19 protein-coding genes are annotated in these 20,736 nt (G+C 67.9%); 7 read left to right on the forward strand and 12 right to left on the reverse strand.

What is annotated here, in order from left to right:
- The first annotated feature begins 56 nt into the window (after nt 1–56).
- Entirely contained in the window at nt 57–1,085 is a 1,029-nt protein-coding gene (gene fbaA, locus LCL61_RS07765; protein ID WP_034312446.1) for a class II fructose-bisphosphate aldolase, read from the forward strand.
- A gap of 174 nt (nt 1,086–1,259) precedes the next feature.
- Here the strand turns inward: fbaA and LCL61_RS07770 are convergent, their stop codons facing one another.
- Nucleotides 1,260–2,477: a hypothetical protein gene (locus tag LCL61_RS07770; protein ID WP_340686211.1), complete on the reverse strand. Its 1,218-nt coding sequence runs from the start codon at nt 2,475–2,477 to the stop codon at nt 1,260–1,262.
- A gap of 232 nt (nt 2,478–2,709) precedes the next feature.
- Here LCL61_RS07770 and LCL61_RS07775 point away from each other — a divergent pair, with 232 nt between their 5' ends.
- Nucleotides 2,710–3,117, forward strand: a complete 408-nt coding sequence (locus LCL61_RS07775) for a DUF3151 domain-containing protein (protein WP_007032496.1) — start codon at nt 2,710–2,712, stop codon at nt 3,115–3,117.
- Nucleotides 3,118–3,185: 68 nt separating this feature from the next.
- On the opposite strand, the gene LCL61_RS07780 is transcribed toward LCL61_RS07775, so the two are convergent.
- On the reverse strand, nt 3,186–4,412 hold the full coding sequence (locus LCL61_RS07780; RefSeq protein ID WP_340686212.1) for a lipase family protein: 1,227 nt from the start codon (nt 4,410–4,412) through the stop codon (nt 3,186–3,188).
- Nucleotides 4,413–4,546: 134 nt separating this feature from the next.
- On the opposite strand from LCL61_RS07780, the gene LCL61_RS07785 reads away from it, so the two are divergent.
- A complete protein-coding gene (locus tag LCL61_RS07785; protein ID WP_340688523.1) occupies nt 4,547–5,128 on the forward strand; it encodes a TetR/AcrR family transcriptional regulator in 582 nt (193 codons plus the stop codon).
- On the opposite strand, the gene LCL61_RS07790 is transcribed toward LCL61_RS07785, so the two are convergent.
- The 3 genes from LCL61_RS07790 to LCL61_RS07800 all read right to left on the reverse strand — a co-directional run bounded on the left by LCL61_RS07790 (nt 5,125) and on the right by LCL61_RS07800 (nt 9,469).
- Nucleotides 5,125–6,444, reverse strand: a complete 1,320-nt coding sequence (locus tag LCL61_RS07790; RefSeq protein ID WP_340686213.1) for a GGDEF domain-containing protein — start codon at nt 6,442–6,444, stop codon at nt 5,125–5,127. The two genes, LCL61_RS07785 and LCL61_RS07790, sit on opposite strands and share 4 nt — an antisense overlap.
- A 202-nt stretch (nt 6,445–6,646) precedes the next feature.
- Nucleotides 6,647–7,900 (reverse strand): MFS transporter, encoded by a 1,254-nt coding sequence (locus tag LCL61_RS07795; protein WP_340686214.1) that lies wholly within the window; start codon nt 7,898–7,900, stop codon nt 6,647–6,649.
- Between the two features lie 438 nt (nt 7,901–8,338).
- Nucleotides 8,339–9,469: an LLM class flavin-dependent oxidoreductase gene (locus LCL61_RS07800; protein WP_340686215.1), complete on the reverse strand. Its 1,131-nt coding sequence runs from the start codon at nt 9,467–9,469 to the stop codon at nt 8,339–8,341.
- Nucleotides 9,470–9,592: 123 nt separating this feature from the next.
- Here LCL61_RS07800 and LCL61_RS07805 point away from each other — a divergent pair, with 123 nt between their 5' ends.
- Complete coding sequence (locus tag LCL61_RS07805) at nt 9,593–11,485, forward strand: FAD/NAD(P)-binding protein (protein WP_340686216.1); 1,893 nt, start codon at nt 9,593–9,595, stop codon at nt 11,483–11,485.
- Here LCL61_RS07805 and LCL61_RS07810 read toward each other — a convergent pair.
- The 5 genes from LCL61_RS07810 to LCL61_RS07830 all read right to left on the reverse strand — a co-directional run bounded on the left by LCL61_RS07810 (nt 11,482) and on the right by LCL61_RS07830 (nt 14,672).
- Nucleotides 11,482–11,673: a nucleotide disphospho-sugar-binding domain-containing protein gene (locus tag LCL61_RS07810; protein ID WP_340686217.1), complete on the reverse strand. Its 192-nt coding sequence runs from the start codon at nt 11,671–11,673 to the stop codon at nt 11,482–11,484. The genes LCL61_RS07805 and LCL61_RS07810 overlap by 4 nt on opposite strands.
- Before the next feature lie 81 nt (nt 11,674–11,754).
- Nucleotides 11,755–12,681: an LLM class flavin-dependent oxidoreductase gene (locus tag LCL61_RS07815; protein ID WP_340686218.1), complete on the reverse strand. Its 927-nt coding sequence runs from the start codon at nt 12,679–12,681 to the stop codon at nt 11,755–11,757.
- A gap of 25 nt (nt 12,682–12,706) precedes the next feature.
- Nucleotides 12,707–12,958, reverse strand: a complete 252-nt coding sequence (locus LCL61_RS07820; RefSeq protein WP_425341987.1) for a hypothetical protein — start codon at nt 12,956–12,958, stop codon at nt 12,707–12,709.
- 209 nt (nt 12,959–13,167) lie between these two features.
- Nucleotides 13,168–13,806 carry a GmrSD restriction endonuclease domain-containing protein gene (locus tag LCL61_RS07825; protein WP_340686219.1) on the reverse strand — a complete coding sequence of 213 codons (639 nt, stop codon included), beginning with the start codon at nt 13,804–13,806 and terminating at the stop codon, nt 13,168–13,170.
- A gap of 185 nt (nt 13,807–13,991) precedes the next feature.
- On the reverse strand, nt 13,992–14,672 hold the full coding sequence (locus LCL61_RS07830; RefSeq protein ID WP_340686220.1) for a hypothetical protein: 681 nt from the start codon (nt 14,670–14,672) through the stop codon (nt 13,992–13,994).
- 54 nt (nt 14,673–14,726) lie between these two features.
- Between LCL61_RS07830 and LCL61_RS07835 the strand changes: the two genes are divergently transcribed.
- The gene (locus tag LCL61_RS07835; RefSeq protein ID WP_340686221.1) at nt 14,727–16,013 is read left to right on the forward strand and encodes an adenylosuccinate synthase; all 1,287 of its coding nucleotides are present in this window, start codon (nt 14,727–14,729) and stop codon (nt 16,011–16,013) included.
- A gap of 198 nt (nt 16,014–16,211) precedes the next feature.
- On the opposite strand, the gene LCL61_RS07840 is transcribed toward LCL61_RS07835, so the two are convergent.
- Complete coding sequence (locus LCL61_RS07840) at nt 16,212–16,706, reverse strand: OsmC family protein (protein WP_340686222.1); 495 nt, start codon at nt 16,704–16,706, stop codon at nt 16,212–16,214.
- A gap of 122 nt (nt 16,707–16,828) precedes the next feature.
- Here LCL61_RS07840 and LCL61_RS07845 point away from each other — a divergent pair, with 122 nt between their 5' ends.
- Nucleotides 16,829–17,764, forward strand: coding sequence for an LLM class F420-dependent oxidoreductase (locus tag LCL61_RS07845; protein ID WP_340686223.1), 936 nt, complete (start codon nt 16,829–16,831; stop codon nt 17,762–17,764).
- 86 nt (nt 17,765–17,850) lie between these two features.
- Nucleotides 17,851–19,071, forward strand: a complete 1,221-nt coding sequence (locus LCL61_RS07850; RefSeq protein WP_340686224.1) for an aromatic acid/H+ symport family MFS transporter — start codon at nt 17,851–17,853, stop codon at nt 19,069–19,071.
- Here the strand turns inward: LCL61_RS07850 and LCL61_RS07855 are convergent.
- Nucleotides 19,055–20,593 carry an amino acid permease gene (locus LCL61_RS07855; RefSeq protein ID WP_340686225.1) on the reverse strand — a complete coding sequence of 513 codons (1,539 nt, stop codon included), beginning with the start codon at nt 20,591–20,593 and terminating at the stop codon, nt 19,055–19,057. The two genes, LCL61_RS07850 and LCL61_RS07855, sit on opposite strands and share 17 nt — an antisense overlap.
- Nucleotides 20,594–20,736 lie beyond the last annotated feature (143 nt).

The following is a 20,736-nucleotide window of genomic DNA, read 5'->3' on the forward strand; positions in this document are numbered from 1 at the left end:
GACCTCGTACGATGCGGCCGAGAGGTGCACCAGCCTGCTTCGAGAAGGAGTAAACGATGCCCATCGCCACCCCCGAGGTCTACGCGGAGATGCTCGACCGGGCGAAGGCGAACGAATTCGCCTACCCGGCCATCAACGTGACCTCGTCGGAGACCCTGAATGCCGCCATCCGCGGGTTCGCCGAGGCGGAGAGCGACGGGATCATCCAGTTCTCCACCGGCGGCGCCGAGTTCGCGTCCGGCCAGAAGGTCAAGGACATGGTGACCGGTTCGGTCGCGCTCGCCGAGTTCGCCCAGGTCGTCGCGGCCAAGTACGACGTGAACGTCGCGCTGCACACCGACCACTGCCCGAAGGACAAGCTCGACGGCTTCGTCCGCCCGCTGATCGAGATCTCGGCCGAGCGGGTCAAGAACGGCCAGCACCCGCTGTTCCAGAGCCACATGTGGGACGGTTCCGCGATCGACCTCGACGAGAACCTCGAGATCGCGCAGGAGCTGCTCGCCAAGGCCGCGGCCGCGAACATCATCCTCGAGGTCGAGATCGGCGTCGTCGGCGGCGAGGAAGACGGAGTCGAAGCCGAGATCAACGAGAAGCTGTACACCGCCGAGGGCGACTTCCTGAAGACGATCGACGCGCTCGGCTCCGGCGAGAACGGCCGCTACCTGCTGGCCGCGACCTTCGGCAACGTGCACGGCGTCTACAAGCCCGGCAACGTGAAGCTGCGCCCGGACGTGCTCAAGGGCGGCCAGGAGGCGGCGGCGAAGAAGCTCGGCCTCGCTGCCGGTTCGAAGCCGTTCGAGCTGGTCTTCCACGGTGGTTCCGGCTCGCTGCCGGAGGAGATCCGCGAGGCGGTGTCGTACGGCGTCGTGAAGATGAACGTCGACACCGACACGCAGTACGCCTTCACCCGGCCCATCGCGGACCACTTCTTCAAGAACTACGACGGCGTCCTGAAGATCGACGGCGAGGTCGGCAACAAGAAGGTCTACGACCCGCGTAGCTACCTGAAGGCCGCCGAAGCCGGCATGGCCGCGCGCGTCGTCGAGGCCGCTCAGTCGCTGGGCTCCGCGGGCAAGAAGCTCTGACCAGTACGCATTTAGTCCTCTAAATGCGGAAGTACGTGAAGGCCCCCTTCGCTGCGCTAGGCGCAATGAAGGCCGGCACACCTTTTTCTTCACACCGATGAACCTGAACCGCTCCGATANCTTCCGATCTGCTGCGCTAGGCGCAATGAAGGGGGCCTTCACGTACTCAGAGCCTCAGGCGGCCGGGAGCGTCGTCTTCTCGCGGCGCTTCTCCAGCAGCGAGTTCATCGCCCGCGTCCCCGGACCGGCGGCGGCCCACAGCACGCCGACCCCGGCCAGGCAGACCGCGGCCGTCCAGTAGGCCACCGGCGGCGCAGACTCCGTCTGCGCGTCACCGAGGATCCACGGCCGGAACTGCGACTGCACCCACAGCATCCCGTAGCCGAACGCCGTCACCAGCAGCGCGCCCGCGCCCGCCGTCAGCAGTGGATGGCCGCGGCCGATGCGGAACGCCAGGTCGACGGCGAGGCCGACGGCGAGCAGGTAGAACGGCACGACCGAGACCGGGAAGCCCATCCCGAGCAGCAGCGGCCACATCACCAGCCGGTAGGCGAGGTAGGCGGCGGCGACCGTCGTCCCGGCCCAGCGGAAGCCGGTGGTGTGCCGCGCCAGCGCGAAGATCAGCGCCATCACGCCGATACCCCACAGCGGGTAGACCCAGTCGTCGATCGGCATCGTGAAGTACTCGACGGCCACCCGGTCGACCGGATGCCCGATCTGGTTGGCGGCGAAGTTCAGCAGCTCGGGCTCGGCCTCGGGCGTGCCGCGCTCCCAGGCGCGCAGGCCGAGGATGCCGTACTCCTGCTGACCGTTCGGGAAGAACGTGTTCTCCAGGAAGAACGCCCACAGTCCGATCAGGACACCGGTGCGCAGACGGCCGGGCTTCGCGTACTTCAGCCAGCCCATGATCACTCCGGCCTGCATGATGCCCGTTCCGATGTAGAGCATCATGTGCGACGGGCTCCACGCGGTCAGGTCGAGACCGTTGACGCGGTGGTTGATGACGTCCAGCGGCGCCGCGATGAGGAACACCACGAGCCCGACCTGCATCAGCCGCAGGGACCGCCGGTCGGCGCCCATCCCGGTGTAGCTGTGGATCGCCACCAGCACCATGATGATCACCGTGCCGACGGTGTTGATCAGGTGCGGCGGGGCGAGGTCGTCGCGCAGCCACATGAAATGCCACGACATGTCCCACGACGAGCCGACCAGCTTGAAGGCGAACGCCGCCAGCCACATCGAGTAGCAGAAGTTCAGCACCCAGTCCGGCGTCGCCTGGCCCGGCGCGCCGCGGTGCCAGTGGAGCTTGAAGAACAGCCTCGTCTTCGCGATCGGGCTGCGGGGGATGACACCCGGCGAAAGGTCCCCGGTCACTTCTGTCGCCTTTGTCATGCGGGCCATCTTCCCTGCTCCAGATCACGGGATGAGCATTTGGGGTCGAAAATCGGGGTTCACCCGTAGGGGTGGCTGATTTGCGGTCGGCGTGCGAAGCAGGGCAAGGTGTGCCGCCATGATGCCGAAACGACTCGTCGCGGCGGTCCTCGTCGCCGCTCTGGTGCTGGCCGGTGGGGGCATTCTCGGGAGCCTGTTCTTCTAGTCACACGAGGTGGGCACAATGGCCCGTATGACGAACCTCCTCGGCCCCCAGCCGACGCATCTCCCCGAGCACACCGCCGCGCAGGCGGCGCTGGACGCCGGGACCGATCCGGCCGCCGTCGCCGCCGAGCACCCCGACTACAGCGAGGCGTGGGCCGCCCTCGCCGAGAAGGCGCTCGAAGCCGGCGAGACCGTCGCCGCGTACGCGTACGCCCGCACCGGCTACCACCGCGGCCTCGACCAGCTTCGCCGCGCGGGCTGGAAGGGACACGGTCCGGTGCCGTGGTCGCACCGCCCGAACCAGGGTTTCCTGCGTTCCCTCGCGGTCCTCGGCAAGGCCGCCGGCAAGATCGGCGAGACCGAGGAGTACGACCGCTGCCGGACCTTCCTCAGCGACTCGGATCCCGCCGCCGCGGAAGCCACCGGCCTCAAGTAGCGCGCTATGAAAGGCCTCTTCCTTGCAAAATTTGCAAGGAAGAGGCCTTTCATAGCACTCGGTGAGCCCTAGAACAGCCCGCAGTTCCCCACGGCCGGCAGCCCCGCGAAGCGTCCTTCAAGCCAAGCGAAAGCCTCCGGGAAAGCCCGAATCGCCCCGCCGACGTGCGTCGGAACCAGCGAAGTCGAGAACTGCACCTTCGCGCCCTTCGCGCACCACGAGCGCGCCATGGTCCGTCCCTGCGCGTAGGGGACGATGTCGTCGAGTGCACTGTGGACGACCAGCGTCGGCGCGCCCGGCTTCCGTGCTCCGATGAGCTGCTCGCCGACTCGCGTCTTGTACGGCTCTTCGCCGAGGTACGCGGTCAGCGGCCTTCCGTCCTTCGTCAGGTCCTTCGACTGCGTGAAGGCGTGTCCGAAGATCGCGTCCCCGGTGCACTCCTGCTTGACCTTCTCGAACGCTTCGGCGCCCTTCGCGTTCAGCAGGGAGGGAATGTTCAGCTCCGGGTACGCCGCGTCCATGCTGACCAGCGTGAATCCGAGGAACCCGAAGGCGTAGTGCCCGTCGATGTTCTTGCCGACCTCGGCCAGATCGGCCGGGACGGCGCCCGCGTACGAGCCCTTCAGCTTGAGTTCGGGCGCGTACGACGGCTGGAGTTCGGCGGCCGACGCCGACGCCCCGCCGCCCTGCGAGTAGCCCGCGGTCGCGACCGGGCCGTTGTCCGGCAGGTTCGCTTCGGGGAGGCGCTGTGCCGCGCGGATCGAGTCGAGGACGGCGTTGCCCTCGGCCACGCGGTTGACGTACGTGTGGACACCCGGGGTGCCGAGGCCCTCGTAGTCGGTGACGACGACGCCGTAGCCGCGAAGCAGCAGCCCGGCGATGAAGGGGCCTTCGTACTCCATGCCCGCAGCGAGGGCTTTCGACGGCGCGCACTGGTCACCGACGCCCTGCGTCCCGGCCGCGTAGCCGATGACCGGTCGTTCGCCCGCGCCGGTCCACGCCTTCTTCGGGGTGAGGACGGTGCCGGTCACGGCGTTGGCCTTGCCGTGGGTGTCGGTGCTGCGGTACATGATCCGCCGCACGTCCGCGTCGGCCTTGATGAGTTTCACGGGATCGACGTAGAAGGTGGACGGCTCGTGCCGGATGATGTCGCCGGGAGCACCCGCGGGCAGCGGCGACGGGGGATCGTAGAAGGACGGGGCGGCCGTGGCCTGCGGTGCCCCGAAGGTCAGCAGGGCCGCGATGGTGGCCGCTGAGACGGCGGCGGAAACACCGCGCCGGGATCCTGGACGCATGCTTGCTCCTCGTTGAGCACAAACATTTTCGACAGATGTGTCGAAAAAGAGAGTCAGTGAGGTGGCGCACAATGTCAAGCCCGGCGCCGCGAGGGAGACCCCGCAAACTCCCGATCGGCGAGCAACGCGCGCGGGTGCTGAGTTCGGCCGCCGGTGTCTTCGCGGTGCACGGCGCGCAGGCCGCGACGATCGAGCAGATCGCCCGGCGCGCGGGGGTGTCCCGCCAGGCCGTCTACGAGCAGTTCGGCGATCGCACGACGTTGTTCACGCAGGTCGTCGCGGATATCGAGGAACGGGCCTTCGAGGCGATCGGCGCACCCGCCCTGGACCTCTCTCAGCCCGAGCTGCGGTCCTGGGCGCGCGCCAACTACGCCAACATGTTCGCCTTCGTCGCGGCGAACCCCGACGCGTTCCCCGTCCTGCGCGAGGCGGAGCGCATGGGCGACCCGGCCCTCACCCGGCTGCGGGAACGGCTCGCCGGCGTCTACACCGAGGCGAGCAGGCAGCGCTGGGCCCGGCACGGCGTCGACTCCGGCCGCGCGGACAAGGCGCTGGTCACGCTGTTCTTCGCGATGACCGAGGCGCTCGTCCAGGCGAGCTGGGACGGTGAGCCGCCCGACGCGGACGCGCTCATCGACCTGCTCACCGAATTCACCGTCGGCGGCGTCGTCCGTCTTCGAACCGAGGCCGCCGACGTGATGGAAAGACTCCGTTAGGCCGCGACGGCCTCCAGAGGCATTCCAGCCACGTCGGCGACCGACGCCAGATCCGGGGACGAGACCACGCGGTTGCGGCCGTTGCGTTTGGCCGCGTAGACCGACGCGTCGGCGGAGGCCATGACCTCGTCGATCGTCCGGCCGTCGAGCGGGTACGTCGCGACGCCGACCGACGCCGTCCGCTGTTCGATGACCACGGGGTTGCCCTCGTTGTCCTGGGTCTTGATGACCATTTCGCTGATCCGCTGCCGGATGCGCTCGGCGACCGCGACGGACTCGTGCTTCGAAGACGAGGTCAGGAGCACGACGAATTCCTCACCGCCGAAGCGGCCGGCGAGGTCCTGCGTCCGCGTTTCGGCCTTGACCAGCGCCGCGACCCCCTTGAGCACGTCGTCGCCCGCGAGGTGGCCGTACGTGTCGTTGATGCTCTTGAAGTGGTCGAGGTCGATCATCAGCGCGCCGAACTGGCCGTTCTCGCGCTCGGCGCGGGCGACCTCGCGGATGGCGCCCTGCTGCCAGGTCGTCGCGTTGAGCAGCTGGGTCTTCTGATCGGTGGTCGCGAGCTCTTCCAGCTGCTTGATCAGCACCGAACGCTGCAGCACGTACAGCGGCAGGAAGATCAGCAGGACGAGCGCGGGCTGGTACGGAAGGGCCGCGATGACCAGGCCGCCGAGGCACACCGTGGAGAGTTCGAGGATGTTGTCGTCCCAGGTGCCGAGGCAGTTGGGGACGGAAGCCTTGCCGGGGGCGGCCAGATAGAGCCCGATCCCCGTGAGAGCGGTGTTGACGACGAAGAAGGCGAGGCCCGCGAAGCAGATCGAAGAGACCGTCACCGAAGGGTCACCCACGAGCTGCACGGCCCCCCAGCCGGCGAACGCGGACATCGTCATGGTTGTGGCGTTCGCCACAGTCCGATGGGGATTCACGTGACGAATACCCGACCAGCTGCGGAAACCGAGGTGAAGATAGATCACCGCGACGAGAAGCGCGGAGAGCTGCGGCGGCAGGATGAACGCGCCGGGGAAGACCCAGACCGACGTCATGCTGACGTGCGGGGTGATGCTCAGACTGCGCCGCTGGTGCTCGATCCGCCGGGTCGCCTCGGCCTGCACGATCGCCAGTGCCGCGAGCAGCAGGCAGGTCATGACCTGCGACGTTTCGACCGCGACGGTCATGGTGAAGATCCCGGTCAGCGCGAGCATCGCCGCGACCGTCAGCCCCGTGAAGGTGATCCAGTTCGTGGGCCGCTTCCAAAGCTCCCACGCCGTTACCGTGAGAGCCGAACGATGTCCAGCGCGTTCCTCCGATGTGATCATCTTTCCCCCTGACTGTTGCGTCATTCTCCGAAACCCCCTACTCACCGACAGCTTCCACTGACTTGCGGGCTGTCGACAAGCTCCCTAGGTGTGTACTTTTCTCTGAGAGACCGAGGGAAAGGTGCCAGCGATGGCCGGTAAGGAGCAGTGACACGGGGCGCCAGCCGTACGGCTGCGCAGGATTGACCACGCGTGGAGCACCTCAATGTTCCGCGCGTGCGTCGTCATGCTCGATCCACTTTTCCGGGGCCGCCCTGAGTGTCTTCCCCCAGGCCATCGCCAGCGGAACGGTCAGCAGCAAGCCGGCAAGACCGAAGAAGCCGACCGTCGACTGCGCGCCGGTCTGGTCGGCTAGGATGCCGCCGATCAGCGGGCTCACACCCATGGTCGTGGTCAGTCCGGTGTTCGACAGGCCCATCACCTGAGCGCGGCTTTCGTCGGGGACCGCGAGGGTCAGCGACGCCGTCGCCTGCATGAGCGCGACCGTGCCCAGCCCGCCGGACACGACGAACAGCGCGATCGACGCCCACGGCCCCGGCTGCAGGAAGCACAGCAGCAGCGGGATCGCCGTCAGCGCGGAAAGCGGCCCGATCAGTTTCGGTCTGACGTGTGCCGGCACCCAGCGCGAGTAGATGAACGCGCCGATCACGCTGCCGATCGGGTCGGCGGCCAGCAGCAGGCCGATGACCTCGGGGCCTCCGCCGGACGAGGCGACGTAAGGCGCCGCGATGCCCTCGTACACCGGCAGCAGGCCCATCAGCCAGGTGAACAGCAGCAGCGAACGCAACCCTGAGCTGGCGAAGACGATCTTCCCGCCCGAACCGATCGAGGCGAAGAACGACTTGCGCTTCTCGCCGGACGCAGCGGCCGGGCGCGACGCCAGTCCGAACCGGACGAACAGCGCCGAGACCACGAAGGTGACCGCGTCCAGCGCGAGGGCGATATGGGGTTCCAGCGCGGTCAGCAGGAGACCGCCGCCGGCGAATCCCGCCAGCTGTGCCGATTGGACGGTCATGCTGCGGATCGCCATGCCGACGACGAACCGGTCGCCTTCGAGGATCTGCGGCAGCAGAGCCAGCTGGGCCGCCTTGAACGGCGGATTCAGCAGCGAGACGGCGCCGACGAGGACACACAGGACCCAGAACGGCAGTACCGGCACCGCGACCAGCGCGATCAGCAGCGCTCGCAGCAGATCGACGGTCACCATCACCGTTCGCCGGGGGAAGCGGTCGGCGAATCCGGTGAGGAAGATGCCGCCGAGCAGCGACGGGGCGTAGGTCAACGCGTAGGTGAGACCGGTCAGGGTCGCGGAACGGGTTTCGGTGAAGACGAGGACGGAGAGGGCGACCCTGGCGAGTTGATCACCGAAGATCGAGAAAAGCTCGGCGAACCAGAGCGAACGGAACTCGGCTACACCGAACACCTCTCGGTAAGTGACCCGTCCGGCCGAAGCCATGCTGCCCCCAATAGGGTCCTTATTACGCGACAAACTCGTGACCGAGAGTAACGCGGTCACGAGCTCGTCACGAAGCGTCATTCGTTCACGTAAGTGTCTCCTGACTGTTGGTGATTGGCTAGGTTCTTTCGCCGGGTTTCTGGAGTTGGAGATCTTTTTCGTGGACGCACGGCCGTTCGCGAAGATGTCCCGGTGACCGGTCCCTCGGCTCGGACCTGCGGCTTTCGGTTGTTTTGGGTCTTTCGCCGGAAAAACCGCGCAGGGGCCGCTTCACCCGGCGCGGGGATACGACGCGCCGTGCGTCCCTCGGGCACCTCTGTGTTCGCACAATGCGCGAAGGTATTTCGACTCCGCTCCGCGACCCTCAGGCCCATCAGCCGGTACCGAAGTCCCCTCCCCCGAATGGATGATCGATCGGCCATTCGGTGCAGTGGCGGCTCAGCCGTCGACCGCGAGCACCTCGCGGGCCGAAGCCGCCTTCGCAGCGTCGCGTTTGGCGACCTCTTCGCACACGATGGGGATGACGTGACGGCCGAAGTCGACCGTGTCGCCGAGCATGTCGTAACCGCGCGCGGAGAGGATGTCGACGCCGAGGTCGTAGTAGTCGAGCAGGGCCTGCGCGACGGTTTCGGGCGTGCCGACCAGCGCGTTGGAGTTCCCGGCGCCGCCGGTCGCGGCCGCGGTGGGGGTCCACAGTGCCCGGTCGAACCGTTCCCCTTCGGCGGCCACGGCGAGGAGCCGCTGCGAGCCGGTGTTCTCCGGGGCGGTGAGCGAATGCCGCCGCGTCAGCTGCCTGCCTCCGCTCGTGTGGGCCTTGATGGCGTCGACCGTGCGATACGCCTTCTCCCAGGCGAGTTCCTCGGTCGGCGCGATGATCGGGCGGAAGGCGACCTGGATCCGCGGGACGTCGGTCCGCCCGGCGGCCTTCGCCGCGGCCTTGACGGACTCGATCTGCTCGGCGGTCTGTGCGAGAGGCTCACCCCAGAGGCAGAAGATGTCCGCCTCCGCCCCGCCCGCCGCGTACGCCGCCGGGGACGACCCGCCGAACGACACATCGGGGCGTGGCTGTTGCACAGGACGGACGTCGAGGACGAAGTCGGCGAAGCGGTAGTGCTCGCCTTCGTGGTCGAAGGGCACTTCGGATATCCAAGCCTTCTTCACGATCTGGATGTACTCGCGTGTGCGTGAGTAGCGCTCGTCCTTGGTGAGGTAGTCGCCTTCGCGCTGCTGTTCGTGGTCGCTGCCGCCGGTGATGAAGTGCACCGTGAGCTTTCCGTCCGAAAGCTGGTCCAGCGTGGCGAACGTCTTCGCCGCGAAGGTCGGGTACGAGACGTTCGGCCGGTGCGCCAACAGGATCTGGAGCTTGTCGAGCTTCGACGCGACGTACGCGGCCGCCTGCGCCGGGTCCGGCCCGCTGGAGCCGTACGCGAACAGCACCCGGTCCCAGCCGAAGTCCTCGTGCGCCCGTGCGAGGCGCAGCGTGTAGTCCTTGTCGAAGACGCCACCCGATCGCGGATGGGTCTCCGAACCGTCGTTGGTGCCTCCGATACCCAGGAATTCGACCGGCATCGCGCGTTCCTCTCGTCCGTGTCCCCCTGCTCGACGAGTACGCGCCGGTTCTTCGCCGTGGCAACGGGTTCCGCTCCGTGAGAACCCGCACGCCGCCCGGAATCCCGGCGTAGCTTCGGCTTCGTGAGTACCGCAGACCTTCCCTACGTGCTCGCGGTGGTCGGCGCCGGTCCACGTGGGGTGGGCGTGCTCGAACGGCTCGGCGCCAACGCCGCCGAACTGCTCGGCGGTCGGCGGCTGGTGGTACATCTCGTCGATCCCTTCCCCGCCGGGGCGGGACGGGTCTGGCGCTATGAACAGTCGCCGTTGCTGCGGATGAACTCCATGCCCGAGGACGTCACGGTGTTCACCGACGAGACCGTGCGGATCGACGGCCCGATCAGGCCGGGCCCGTCACTGATCGAGTGGGCGCGGCTGGTCCGCTCGGGCGGGCTCGACACCCGAATCGACGACAGCCTGCGCGCCGAACTCGAGGCACTGCGAAGCGATCACTTCCCGACGCGGCGGCTGCAGAGCGCGTATCTCGCCTGGTTCCACCGCAAGGTGCGCGCCGAACTCCCGGCCGGGATCGAGGTCGTCGAGCACCGGACCCGCGCGGTGCGGCTCGAAGACGGCGAGCCGCAGTCGCTCTGGCTGGAAGGCCGCGCGGAACCCCTGGAGGTGGACGCGGTCCTGTTCACCGTCGGGCACCTCGACGCCGAACCGGACGAACGGGAAGCCGCGCTCGCGGACTTCGCCGTCCGCCACGACCTCGCCTACTATCCGGCCGGTTACACCGCCGACGTCGACTATTCGGCGATCGGGGCGGGGGAAACCGTGCTGGTGCGTGGATTCGGCCTCGCGTTCGTCGATCTGATGCTGCTGCTGACCGAAGGCCGCGGTGGCCGGTTCGAAGAGCAGGCGTGCGGCGGGTTGAAGTACCACCCCAGCGGCGCCGAGCCCGTGCTGCACGTCGGTTCGCGGCGCGGCGTGCCCTATCACGCGAAGATCGGCTACCGGCTGCGCGGGAAACCCGTGCGGCTGCCCAAGTTCTTCGACGCCTGCGCCATCGGACGGCTTTGCGCCGCACCCGGCCGGATCGACTTCCGCCGCGACGTCTGGCCGCTGATCTCGAAAGAGATCGCGTGGGCCTACTACAGCGAACTGTTCACCGCCCATCCCGAGCGGGTGCGCATGGATTTCGCCGTCTTCGCCGACGCTTTCGCGGACGCCGCACCCGGCGAACTCGACGCGCTGGTGACGCGCGCGGTCCCGGCGCCGGACGACCGGCTGGACCTGGATCGTCTCGACCGGCCCATGGCGGGCAAGGACTTCGGCACCGCGGAGGAGTACGGCAAGGAACTGCGCGAGTACGTCGAAGCCGACTTGAGCCGGCGGGCGGACCCCGAGTACAGCGCGGATCTCGGGGCGTTCACGGCACTGCTGTCCGTGATGGGCCAGCTTCCCGCGCTGGTGCGGACCGGACGGCTCGACGCGGTTTCACAACTGTCCGATTTGGACGGTTGGTTCCTCGGCTTCTTCTCCTGTTTCGCGAGCGGCCCGCCTCCGCGGCGGCTCGAAGAACTGCTCGCCCTTCAGGAGGCAGGCCTCGTTTCCTTCCTGGGCGCCGAAACGCGTGTGTCGGCGGATGAGGAACGCGGGGTCTTCGTCGCTTCCGGCGCGAGCTTCCCCGGCGAGACCGAGGCGCGGACGCTCGTCGAGGCGCGGCTGCCCGAGCCGAGCGTCACCAGGGCATCCGATGTCCTTTTGCGACGGTTGCACGCCGGCGGCGCGCTCGGTGAGGAGACCGTGCTCGACCCGGTGACCGGTGACCGGCTGCTCGCCGGGCGTATCCACACCCGTGTCTCCGACGGCCGGATGCTCGACGGTGCCGGCCGCCCGCATCCCCGTCGGTTCGCGCTCGGGCCGCATACGTCCGCGCGGTCGGCCGGGGCGTTCACCCGGCCGCGGACGAACGCGCTCCCGTTCCGGCAGAACGACATCGTGGCGAGGGAGATCCTGAGGATGATCACCTAGCGCGCGAACTCCTCCAGCTGCCCGACGACCTCCGACGGCGCGGGCATGGTGGCGATCTCGTGACGGGCCCTCGCCGCCACCTCGCGCACGCGGGCGTCGTCGAGGAGGGTCTTGGCCCTCTCCTCGACGGCGTCCGCGGTGACCTGGTCCCCGGTCAGCGCCCGGCCGGCGTTGGCCGCCTCCAGCACCTCGGCATTGACGAACTGGTCCGCGCCCTGCGGCAGCCTTTCCCCGACCCGTGGCTGGGATCACGCGAGATCGCCGTTCCATCACGTGAGTTCCGAAACCCCCTCCGGCGAGTAGTACGCCGAAAGGGGATCGGTGCAGCGGGGGTCAGCCGTTGAACTTTCCCAGACCCGCGAGGGCAGTTCCTTCCGCACGATCGGGATCACGTCGGCGGCGAAGAGCTCCAGTACCTCTCGTGCCTCCCCGGATTCCAGGCCGTCGACCGAGACCGCCTGCACCTCGTGCCCGAACGACACGTGGTAGTCGCCGATCTTGTCGATCACCTGTTCCGGGCTGCCGACCAGCGCGGAGCCCTTGGCGATCTTGTCCTCCAATGTGGTGAACTCCGACTTGTTGTGCTGATACGCGGGTGTCTTCATCAGCGCCTCGAAGTACGGCCGATAACCGTCCAGTGCCTCCTGCGAGGTTTTGGCGACGTAGAGCCCGCCCGCGCCCGAACCCACGAGCGCGTCCGCCGGGTCGTGACCGTACTCGGCCCACCGCCGCCGGTAGTGGTCGATCAGGTCGGCGTACTTCTTCTTGGGATGGAAGCCGTTCGCGGTGAACAGCGGGTCGCCGAACTTCGCGGCCAGCTCGGTCGACTCGGTGCTCGACGCGCTCCCGTGCCAGATCCGCGGCCGTGCGTGGAACGGCCGCGGTTGCGTCGTGACGTCGGTCAGCGGAGCGCGGAACTCGCCCTCCCACGTCACGCCCTCCTCCAGGAACAGCCTGCGCAGCAGGACGAACTTCTCCGCCTGGTACTCCCACTGCCGGTCCTCTTCGAGACCGAACAGCGGGAAATGCCGGGGATCGTTTCCCTTCCCGATCATGAGATCCAGCCGTCCGCGGGAAAGCTGGTCGAGCGTCGCGTAGTCCTCGGCGACGCGGACCGGGTCCAGCACGCTGATCACGGTCAGTGTGGTCAGCAGCCGGACGCGCCGGGTGTGTTCGGCCACCGCGGCCAGGATCACCGGCGGCGCCGACGAGAGAAACGGTTCACCGTGCCGCTCGCCGACGCCGTACGCGTCGAATCAGCGAATCGACCAGCTGGCGGCCGACGTTGAGCGAAGCGTTGGTGCCGACCTGTTGCGGGTCGACGCAGTCCGGGCTCGACGAGATCCCGAGGCGCAGCGTGCCTCCGGGCTTGGGCGGCCCCGCGTCGACACCCGTCGAGCCGCCCGCGGACGAGCAGGCGGTGGCGAAAAGTGCGGTGAGCGCGAGTAAGGAAGTGGCGGCGGGACGGGACACCGGGTGGCCTCCAGCGGGAACGGGGAGGGCGCTTTTGCTTGCGCCTGCCCGATTCACGCTAATCACGCTCTTGAGGCCCGCCCACATGCTGAGCTCGGCTCCCAGCCCGCGAAACGTCCCACCTTTCCGCTTGACAGCCCTGAAGGTCCGTGAAGGCCTCCTTCCCTACCCTGAAGGTAGTGAAGGAGGCCTTCACGGTCAGAGCAGGTTCAGCAGCGGTTGAGCATGTCCGTCAGCGCGGTCTTCTCCGCCGACTTGATGCTCAGCTTGTACTTGTACTTCACCGTGGTCCACATCTTCGCGTAGGTGCACCAGTAGCCGACGGTCGGCGGCTTCCAGGCGTCCGGCGACTTGTCGCCCTTCTCCTGGTTGACGTTGTCGGTGACGGCGATCAGCTGCGGCGCGCTGAGGTCGTTCGCGAACGCCTGCCGCTGCGCGGTGGTCCACGACGACGCCCCGGTGCGCCACGCGGCGGCCAGCGGGACGACGTGGTCGATGTCCACATCGGACGCCGCGCGCCAGGTGGCGCCGTCGTACGGGCTGAACCAGCTGCCGGAGACGGCGGCGCAACTGCTGTCCTGCTGCACGTTCGTGCCGTCCCGCTTCAGCACGACCTCGCGGGTGTTGCAGCTGTTGCCCTGGTCGGACCAGTGCGGGAACTTGTCGCGGCTGTACCCGGTCGACGAACCGTCCGGCTTGACGGTCAGTGCGGCGAGCTGGGTCTTGGCGGTGTCCGCCGACGGGATGCCCGGGGGTGTCGCTTCGGCGACGCCGACCACGCCCGCCGAGACGATCGCCGAGACGGCGAGAACGGTGAAGGAGCGACGAACAGCAAGCGCAGTTGGCATATTGCTGCCTCCGTGTCAGGTTTGGGGACCTGGTCACCTTGCGGTACGGATATGGCCCACGCAACACCATCGGATGACACTCTGCTGGCTATTCGTGAACGGAGGGTGTCACGAGCAGGTCGGACAGGGTGTCCGCCGCCGAAAAATCTTCGGAAAGTCCAGCTGATGGTTCTGAGCCGAACGGGCTAGTCCAGCCCGCGGACCAGCCTGAGGTCCTCGGTGTGCCGGTACCAGGTCCACCGGCTCATGGCGCGGGGATGGGCGACGCCGTCGATGCTCGGCCGGGTCGGGATGCAGCCGAGCTGGAACGCCCGCGCGTAATGCGTCGAAGGCCGTTTGAACAGCGTCCCCTTGGTCACCCGGACCATCAGCCCTGGGCCGCTCGTGTCCGGCTCGACCTCGACCGAGCGCGCGGGCCCGCGCAGGACGGTGTGCTCGTCGCAGTAGGCCACCCCGCGGATCATCCCGATCACCCCGCGCCCGACCAGCACCCCGCCGGTGTCGTCGCGGATCAGCGGCACCGGGTCGACCTCGCCACGCAGGGCGAGCGAGAGGGCGCGCAGCGGCTGCGTCGGCAGGCTCCAGATACGGGCGACGTCGGAGTTCGGCGACGACGGCACGAAGCCGAGCGACACGCCCGAGAGCTGTTCTTTTCGTAACAGCCGCAGCGCGACCGCCGCGAGGTCGGCGTCGGTGCCCGCGACCACGAGATGATCGTGTTCCCCCAGCAAGGGGTCGATATCCGCCTTGCCGGGGCGGCTCGGGACGTGCACCATTTCGACGTCGTCGATCTCCGGGAGTGTGGGCTCGCCCTCCGGACAGACCACCACTATTCCGCGCACCCGAAGGCCCTCCGTTACGCTCATGCACCGGCATTTACCAGCGCCAAACCACAAGTCGCCGAACACCTGGAGTGTCACATGCCGGCCATCGTGCTGATCGGGGCCCAATGGGGGGACGAGGGCAAGGGCAAGGCCACCGACCTGCTCGGCGACCGCGTCCAGTGGATCGTGCGTTACCAAGGCGGTAACAACGCGGGCCACACCGTAGTCCTTCCCGACGGGCAGAACTTCGCCCTCCACCTCATCCCGTCCGGGATCCTCACCCCGGGCGTCACCAACGTCATCGGCAACGGCGTCGTCATCGACCCGGGCGTGCTGCTCGACGAACTCGCCGGGCTGGAAGAACGCGACGTCGACACCAGCAAGCTGCTGATCTCCGCCGACGCGCACTTGATCATGCCGTACCACGTCGCGATCGATAAGGTCACCGAGCGTTACCTCGGCAGCCGCAAGATCGGCACCACCGGCCGCGGCATCGGCCCCTGCTACCAGGACAAGATCGCCCGCGTCGGCGTCCGCGTGCAGGACCTGCTCGACGAGAAGATCTTCCGGCAGAAGGTCGAGTCGGCACTGGAGTTCAAGAACCAGGTGCTGGTCAAGGTCTACAACCGCAAGGCGCTCGACGCGAACCAGGTCGCCGACGAGGTGCTGGCCGCGGGCGAGAAGTTCGCGCACCGCATCGCCGACACGCGCCTGCAGCTCAACCAGGCCCTCGAACGTGGCGAGACCGTGCTGCTCGAAGGCTCGCAGGGCACCCTGCTCGACGTCGACCACGGCACCTACCCGTTCGTGACGTCGTCGAACCCGACCTCCGGCGGCGCGAGCGCGGGTTCGGGCATCGGCCCCGGCAAGATCGACACCGTGCTGGGCATCCTCAAGGCCTACACCACGCGTGTCGGCTCCGGCCCGTTCCCGACCGAGCTGGACGACGAGTCCGGCGAGTACCTGCGCAAACAGGGCGGCGAGTTCGGCGTCACCACCGGCCGCTCGCGGCGCACCGGCTGGTTCGACGCGGTCATCGCGCGCTACGCGGTGCGGGTCAACGGCATCACCGACTACTTCCTCACCAAGCTGGACGTGCTGTCCGGCCTGGAGAAGGTGCCGGTGTGCGTCGGCTACGAGGTCGACGGCTCCCGGACGTACGACATGCCGATGACGCAGACCGACGTGCACCACGCGCTGCCGATCTACGAAGAGCTGCCGGGCTGGTTCGAGGACATTTCGGGCTGCCGCACCTTCGAAGAGCTGCCGGCGAACGCGCGGGCCTACGTCGAGCGGCTCGAAGAGCTGTCGGGCGCGCGGATCTCGGCGATCGGCGTCGGTCCGGGCCGCGAGCAGACGATCGTGCGGCACGAGTTCGTCTGACCCCCTTGCGGCTCAGGCGAGCGAGATCTTCACCGTGAGCCGCGACGTCTCGCCGGCCAGAGTTTCCCCAATGTGGCATCAGGGACGTTCAACGTCTCCAATGCCACATTGGGGACAGGGGCACCGGCCGAGTTCCCGGGCCGAAGCTCCCCCTCGGCTCGCCGAGCCACTTTCGCAACAGCTCCGTTCCATGGCGGCTCAGGCGAGCGAGGTCTTCACCGGCGTCGGGTTCCGGAACAGGTCCAGCACCGGGCAGTGTTCGTCCACCTGCCGCTTCAGGTCCTCGTAGACCTCCGCGCCCGCGGGCCCGCTCAGCTCGACCGAAACGCGCACGTCACCGAAGCCGGGGCGAGTCTCCGAGAACCCGAAGAACCCGTGCAGGTCGATGTCGCCGTCCACGGTCACCTTCACGCCTTCGAGCGGCACACCGAGCTTCGCCGCCCAGAACTGATAGGTGATCACCTGGCACGAGCCCAGCGCGGCGAGCGCGTATTCGACCGGGTTCGCCGCGGTGTCGGTGCCGCCGAGCGCGGCGGGCTCGTCGACGGCGAACGAGTGGTCGCGCACCCGCACGTCGACCCGCGTCGCGGTTCCGGGGGTCAGCGCGTTGGCGACGCTGAACGAGACGGCGGCGTTGCGCGGGTCGGCGTCGACGGCGGTCTTGGTTCCTTCGATGACATCGGTCAGCGACATCGGGTCTCTCCAAAATCGAGGTGTCGGACGCCGCCCAGGGTGGGCCAAGACCGGGATCCGCGCGCGTGATCCCACCTGGTGAACGGCGAAATATCCGTTAGGCAGCATGGTTAGCGTTGACCATGACCATCGGAGTGGCACTCCCGTCCGGGGACACCACGGACGCCGTCAACATCGTCGACGAACTCATCACGCAGACCCGGCAGGCCGCCGACGCGGGCCTGACGTCCGTCTGGTTCTCGCAGCAGATGGAGCACGACGCGATCACCGTCGCCGCCCTCGCGGGGCGCGCGGTCCCGGGAATCACCGTCGGGACCGGCGTCGTCCCGATCTACCCGCGACATCCGTTGCTGATCACCGGTCTCGCGCAGACGGCACAGGCCGCCACCGGCGGCCGATTCGTCCTCGGCCTCGGAACCGGCGCGAAGAACTGGCTCGAACCGGCGTACGGCATCGAGTACCCGTCGCCGATCAAGCACCTTCGCGAGTACCTCACGATCCTTCGGCAAGTGCTCGACGGCGGCGAAGTCGATTTCCACGGCGAGACGGTCCGGGCGCACGCCAAGGGCTTCGCGGCTTCGCTGTCTGTCGCGGGGTCTTCGGGCATCCCGGTGATCATCGCGGCGATGGGACGGCAGGCGCTGCGAGTCACCGGCGAACTCGCCGACGGCACGATCCCCTTCCTCGCCGGGCCGAAAGCCCTTTCCGGGCTCATCGTCCCGGAGATCACCAAGGCCGCCGCCGGCCGACCGGCGCCGCGGATCATCGCGATGGTCCCGGTCGTCGTGACCGACGATCCCGGCGCCGTCCGCGCCCAGGTCGACCGGCAATACGCCTTCTTCCGCGACATCCCTTCCTATCGCGCGATCTTCGACGCCCAGGGCGTGGATTCCGCCGGTGAGCTGGTGATCGCCGGGGACGAGGAGACCGTCGCGGCCGAGATCCGGCGGTACTTCGACGCCGGGGCGACCGAGGTCGTCGCGACGCAGAGCGGCATCCGGAACGCGGAAGAGCGGCTTCGCACCTGGAGCGTCCTCGGAGACCTCGTCCAGCGCTGACTCACATCCGGAGGCCCAGTGGCCTTGCTCACAGCGTTCGTATTGTGCATACTCGTGCGCATAGCGAACACAGCTGGAGGTCCCCAATGTCCCCTGCCGCGGCCCGTTCGTGGGTGGTCCCACTCGCCTGGACGGCGGTACTGCTCGACGGATTCGACCTGGTCGTCCTGGGCACGGTGCTGCCCGCGCTGCTCCGCGACCACGTCTGGGGCCTGACACCCGGCACGGCGTCGGTGATCTCGACGTTCGGCCTGATCGGCATGATGATCGGCGCGATGGCGATCGGCACGATCACCGACCTCATCGGCCGTCGCAAGGCGCTGATCATCGCGGTCGCGGCCTTCTCGGCGTTCACCGCGCTCTGCGCGATCTCGCCGTCGGCGTTCGTCTTCGGTCTGCTGCGTTTCCTCGCCGGGCTGGGTCTCGGCGGCTGTCTGCCGACGGCGATCGCACTGGTCACCGAGTACGCCCGCAAGGGGAAGGGGGGCAGCGCGACCACCACGGTGATGACCGGCTACCACGTCGGCGCGGTGCTCACGGCCCTGCTCGGCATCTGGCTGATCCAGCCGCTCGGCTGGCGCGCGATGTTCGTGGCCGGCGCGCTGCCCGCCCTCGTGCTGGTACCGCTGATGATCAAGTACCTGCCGGAATCCGAGTCGTTCGAGCGGGCGCGGGAGACGCAGGAGAAGTCGGCGACACAGGTTGTCGGCGGGCTGTTCCGCGGTGGGTTCCTGCGCGCCACCATCGCGTTCTGGGTGACGTCGTTCATGGGGCTGCTGCTGGTCTACGGGCTCAACACCTGGCTGCCGGAGATCATGCGCCAGGCCGGGTATCCGCTGGGCGCGGCGCTCGGGCTGCTGCTCACGCTGAACCTCGGCGGCGTCGTCGGCCTGCTCGTCGCGGGCCGGGTGGCGGACAAGGCCGGCGTGCGGCCGACGGTGATCTTCTGGTTCCTCGGGGCGGCGGTGTTCCTGGCCCTGCTGAGCGTGAAGCTGCCCGCTGTCGGCCTGTACGTGGCCGTGTTCCTCACCGGCGGTTTCGTGTTCAGCGCGCAGGTGCTCGTGTACGCCTACATCGGCAAGACGTACCCGGACGTCATGCGTGCCACCGGGATCGGCTGGGCGGCCGGTGTCGGCCGCGTCGGCGCGATCTGCGGCCCGATCCTCGGCGGCGCGCTGCTGACTGCCGGAATCGCTTACCCGTGGGGTTTCTACGCCTTCGCCGGAGTCGGGGCGCTGGGAGCGGCCGCGGTGACCGTAGTCCGCGCCGGCCGCTCCCGGGAGGAGACCGCTACCCCAGTTCCTTGAGTTCCTTTTCCACCGCGGCGAGTTCTTCCTCGGAGCCCTGCACCTTCGGGCCTGTGAACCACTTGCGCGCCGAGGCGAACCACCACACCGCCGCACCACCGAGTACGACAAGGAAGGCGATAGGCGTGTAGTTGAAACTGTCGATGGTGATCGGTGATCCCTGCGGAAGCATGAACAGCACGAAGATGAAGCACACCCAGACGGTCGCGACGGTCCCGACGAGCTTCCCCCAGCGGCCGAGGTTCCACGGTCCGGGTTCGAAGTCGTCGCCCTTGCGCACCCGCAGGAACACCGGGATCACATAGGCCACGTAAAGGCCGACGACGGCGATCGAGGTCACCGCCGCGTAGGCGGTCGCGCTCCACAGGTACGGCAGGGCGAGCAGGAGCGCGCCGCCCGCGGCCAGCCACACCGCGTTGGTCGGAGTCTGGGTGCGCTTGTTGATGCGGTGCCAGAACTTGGAACCCGGGATCGCGCCGTCGCGAGCGAAGGCGTAGATCATCCGCGAGTTCGCGGTCACCGACGCCATTCCGCAGAACAGCTGTGCGCCGATGCAGATCAGCAACAGGAACTTGCCGGTTGTCGCGCCGGTCGCGTCGATGAAGATCTGCGCGGGCGGCACCCCGGTTTCGGAGCCGACGGCGCCCTCGTAGTTTTGGATGGCGAAGGTGAGGCCGATCAGCAGGATCCAGCCGGCGACCAGGGAGACGAGGATCGAGTTGATGATCCCGCGAGGTCCGGCCTTCGCCGCGTTCTTGGTCTCCTCGGTCATATGGGCCGAGGCGTCGTATCCGGTGAGTGTGTACTGCGCGAGCAGGAGGCCCAGTAAGAAGACGTAGACAGGCGACGCCCAGCCGGTGTTGTTCACGAACTCGCCGAAGACGAACGACGCGTCCTGGTGTTTCTCGGGAACGATGATCAGCACCCCGACGATCACCAGCACACCCGCGAGATGCCACCACACGCTGATGCTGTTCAGCAGCGCGACGATCTTGACGCCGAAGGTGTTCAACAGTCCGTGGATCACGAGGATGATCGCCAGCAGCAGGATCGTGTGGCCCGGCGTCGCCTCGAAGCCGAACTGCAGGTCGAGAAAGGCGTTGAGGAACAGCGCCGCGCCGAAGTCGATCCCCGCGGTGACGGCGATCTGCCCGATGAGGTTGAACCAGCCGGTGAACCATGACCACGCCGCGCCGTTGCGCGGGGCGAGCTTCGCCGCCCAGTAGTAGAGGCCGCCCGCGGTCGGGTAGCTGGAGCAGACCTCGGCCATGCCCAGCCCGACCAGGATGACGAAGAGGCCGACCAGCGGCCAGCCCCAGATCATCGCGGCGGGCCCGCCGGTCTTCATGCCGAATCCGTAGAGGGTCAGGCAGCCGGAGAGGATCGAGATGATCGTGAAGGAGACGGCGAAGTTGGAGAAGGCCGACATCGTGCGCCGGAGCTCCTGCGCGTAGCCGAGTTGGTGGAGCCGGGCACTGTCTTCGTCGGCGGGTTCTGCGGCCTGCTTGTCAGAGACATCCATCGGGCACCCACTTAAAAGGTATGCGGACAGACCATTGAGATCCGCCGAAATTAGGCCCGTCGACCTGCGCATGTCAAGGTCCCGTCAAGAAACCCGTCCTCAGCTGTCAGGAAAGGGTCGTTCAGGACGGATTTCGTCCTGAA

The sequence above is a fragment of the Amycolatopsis coloradensis genome, from assembly GCF_037997115.1.
GTDB lineage: Bacteria > Actinomycetota > Actinomycetes > Mycobacteriales > Pseudonocardiaceae > Amycolatopsis > Amycolatopsis coloradensis_A.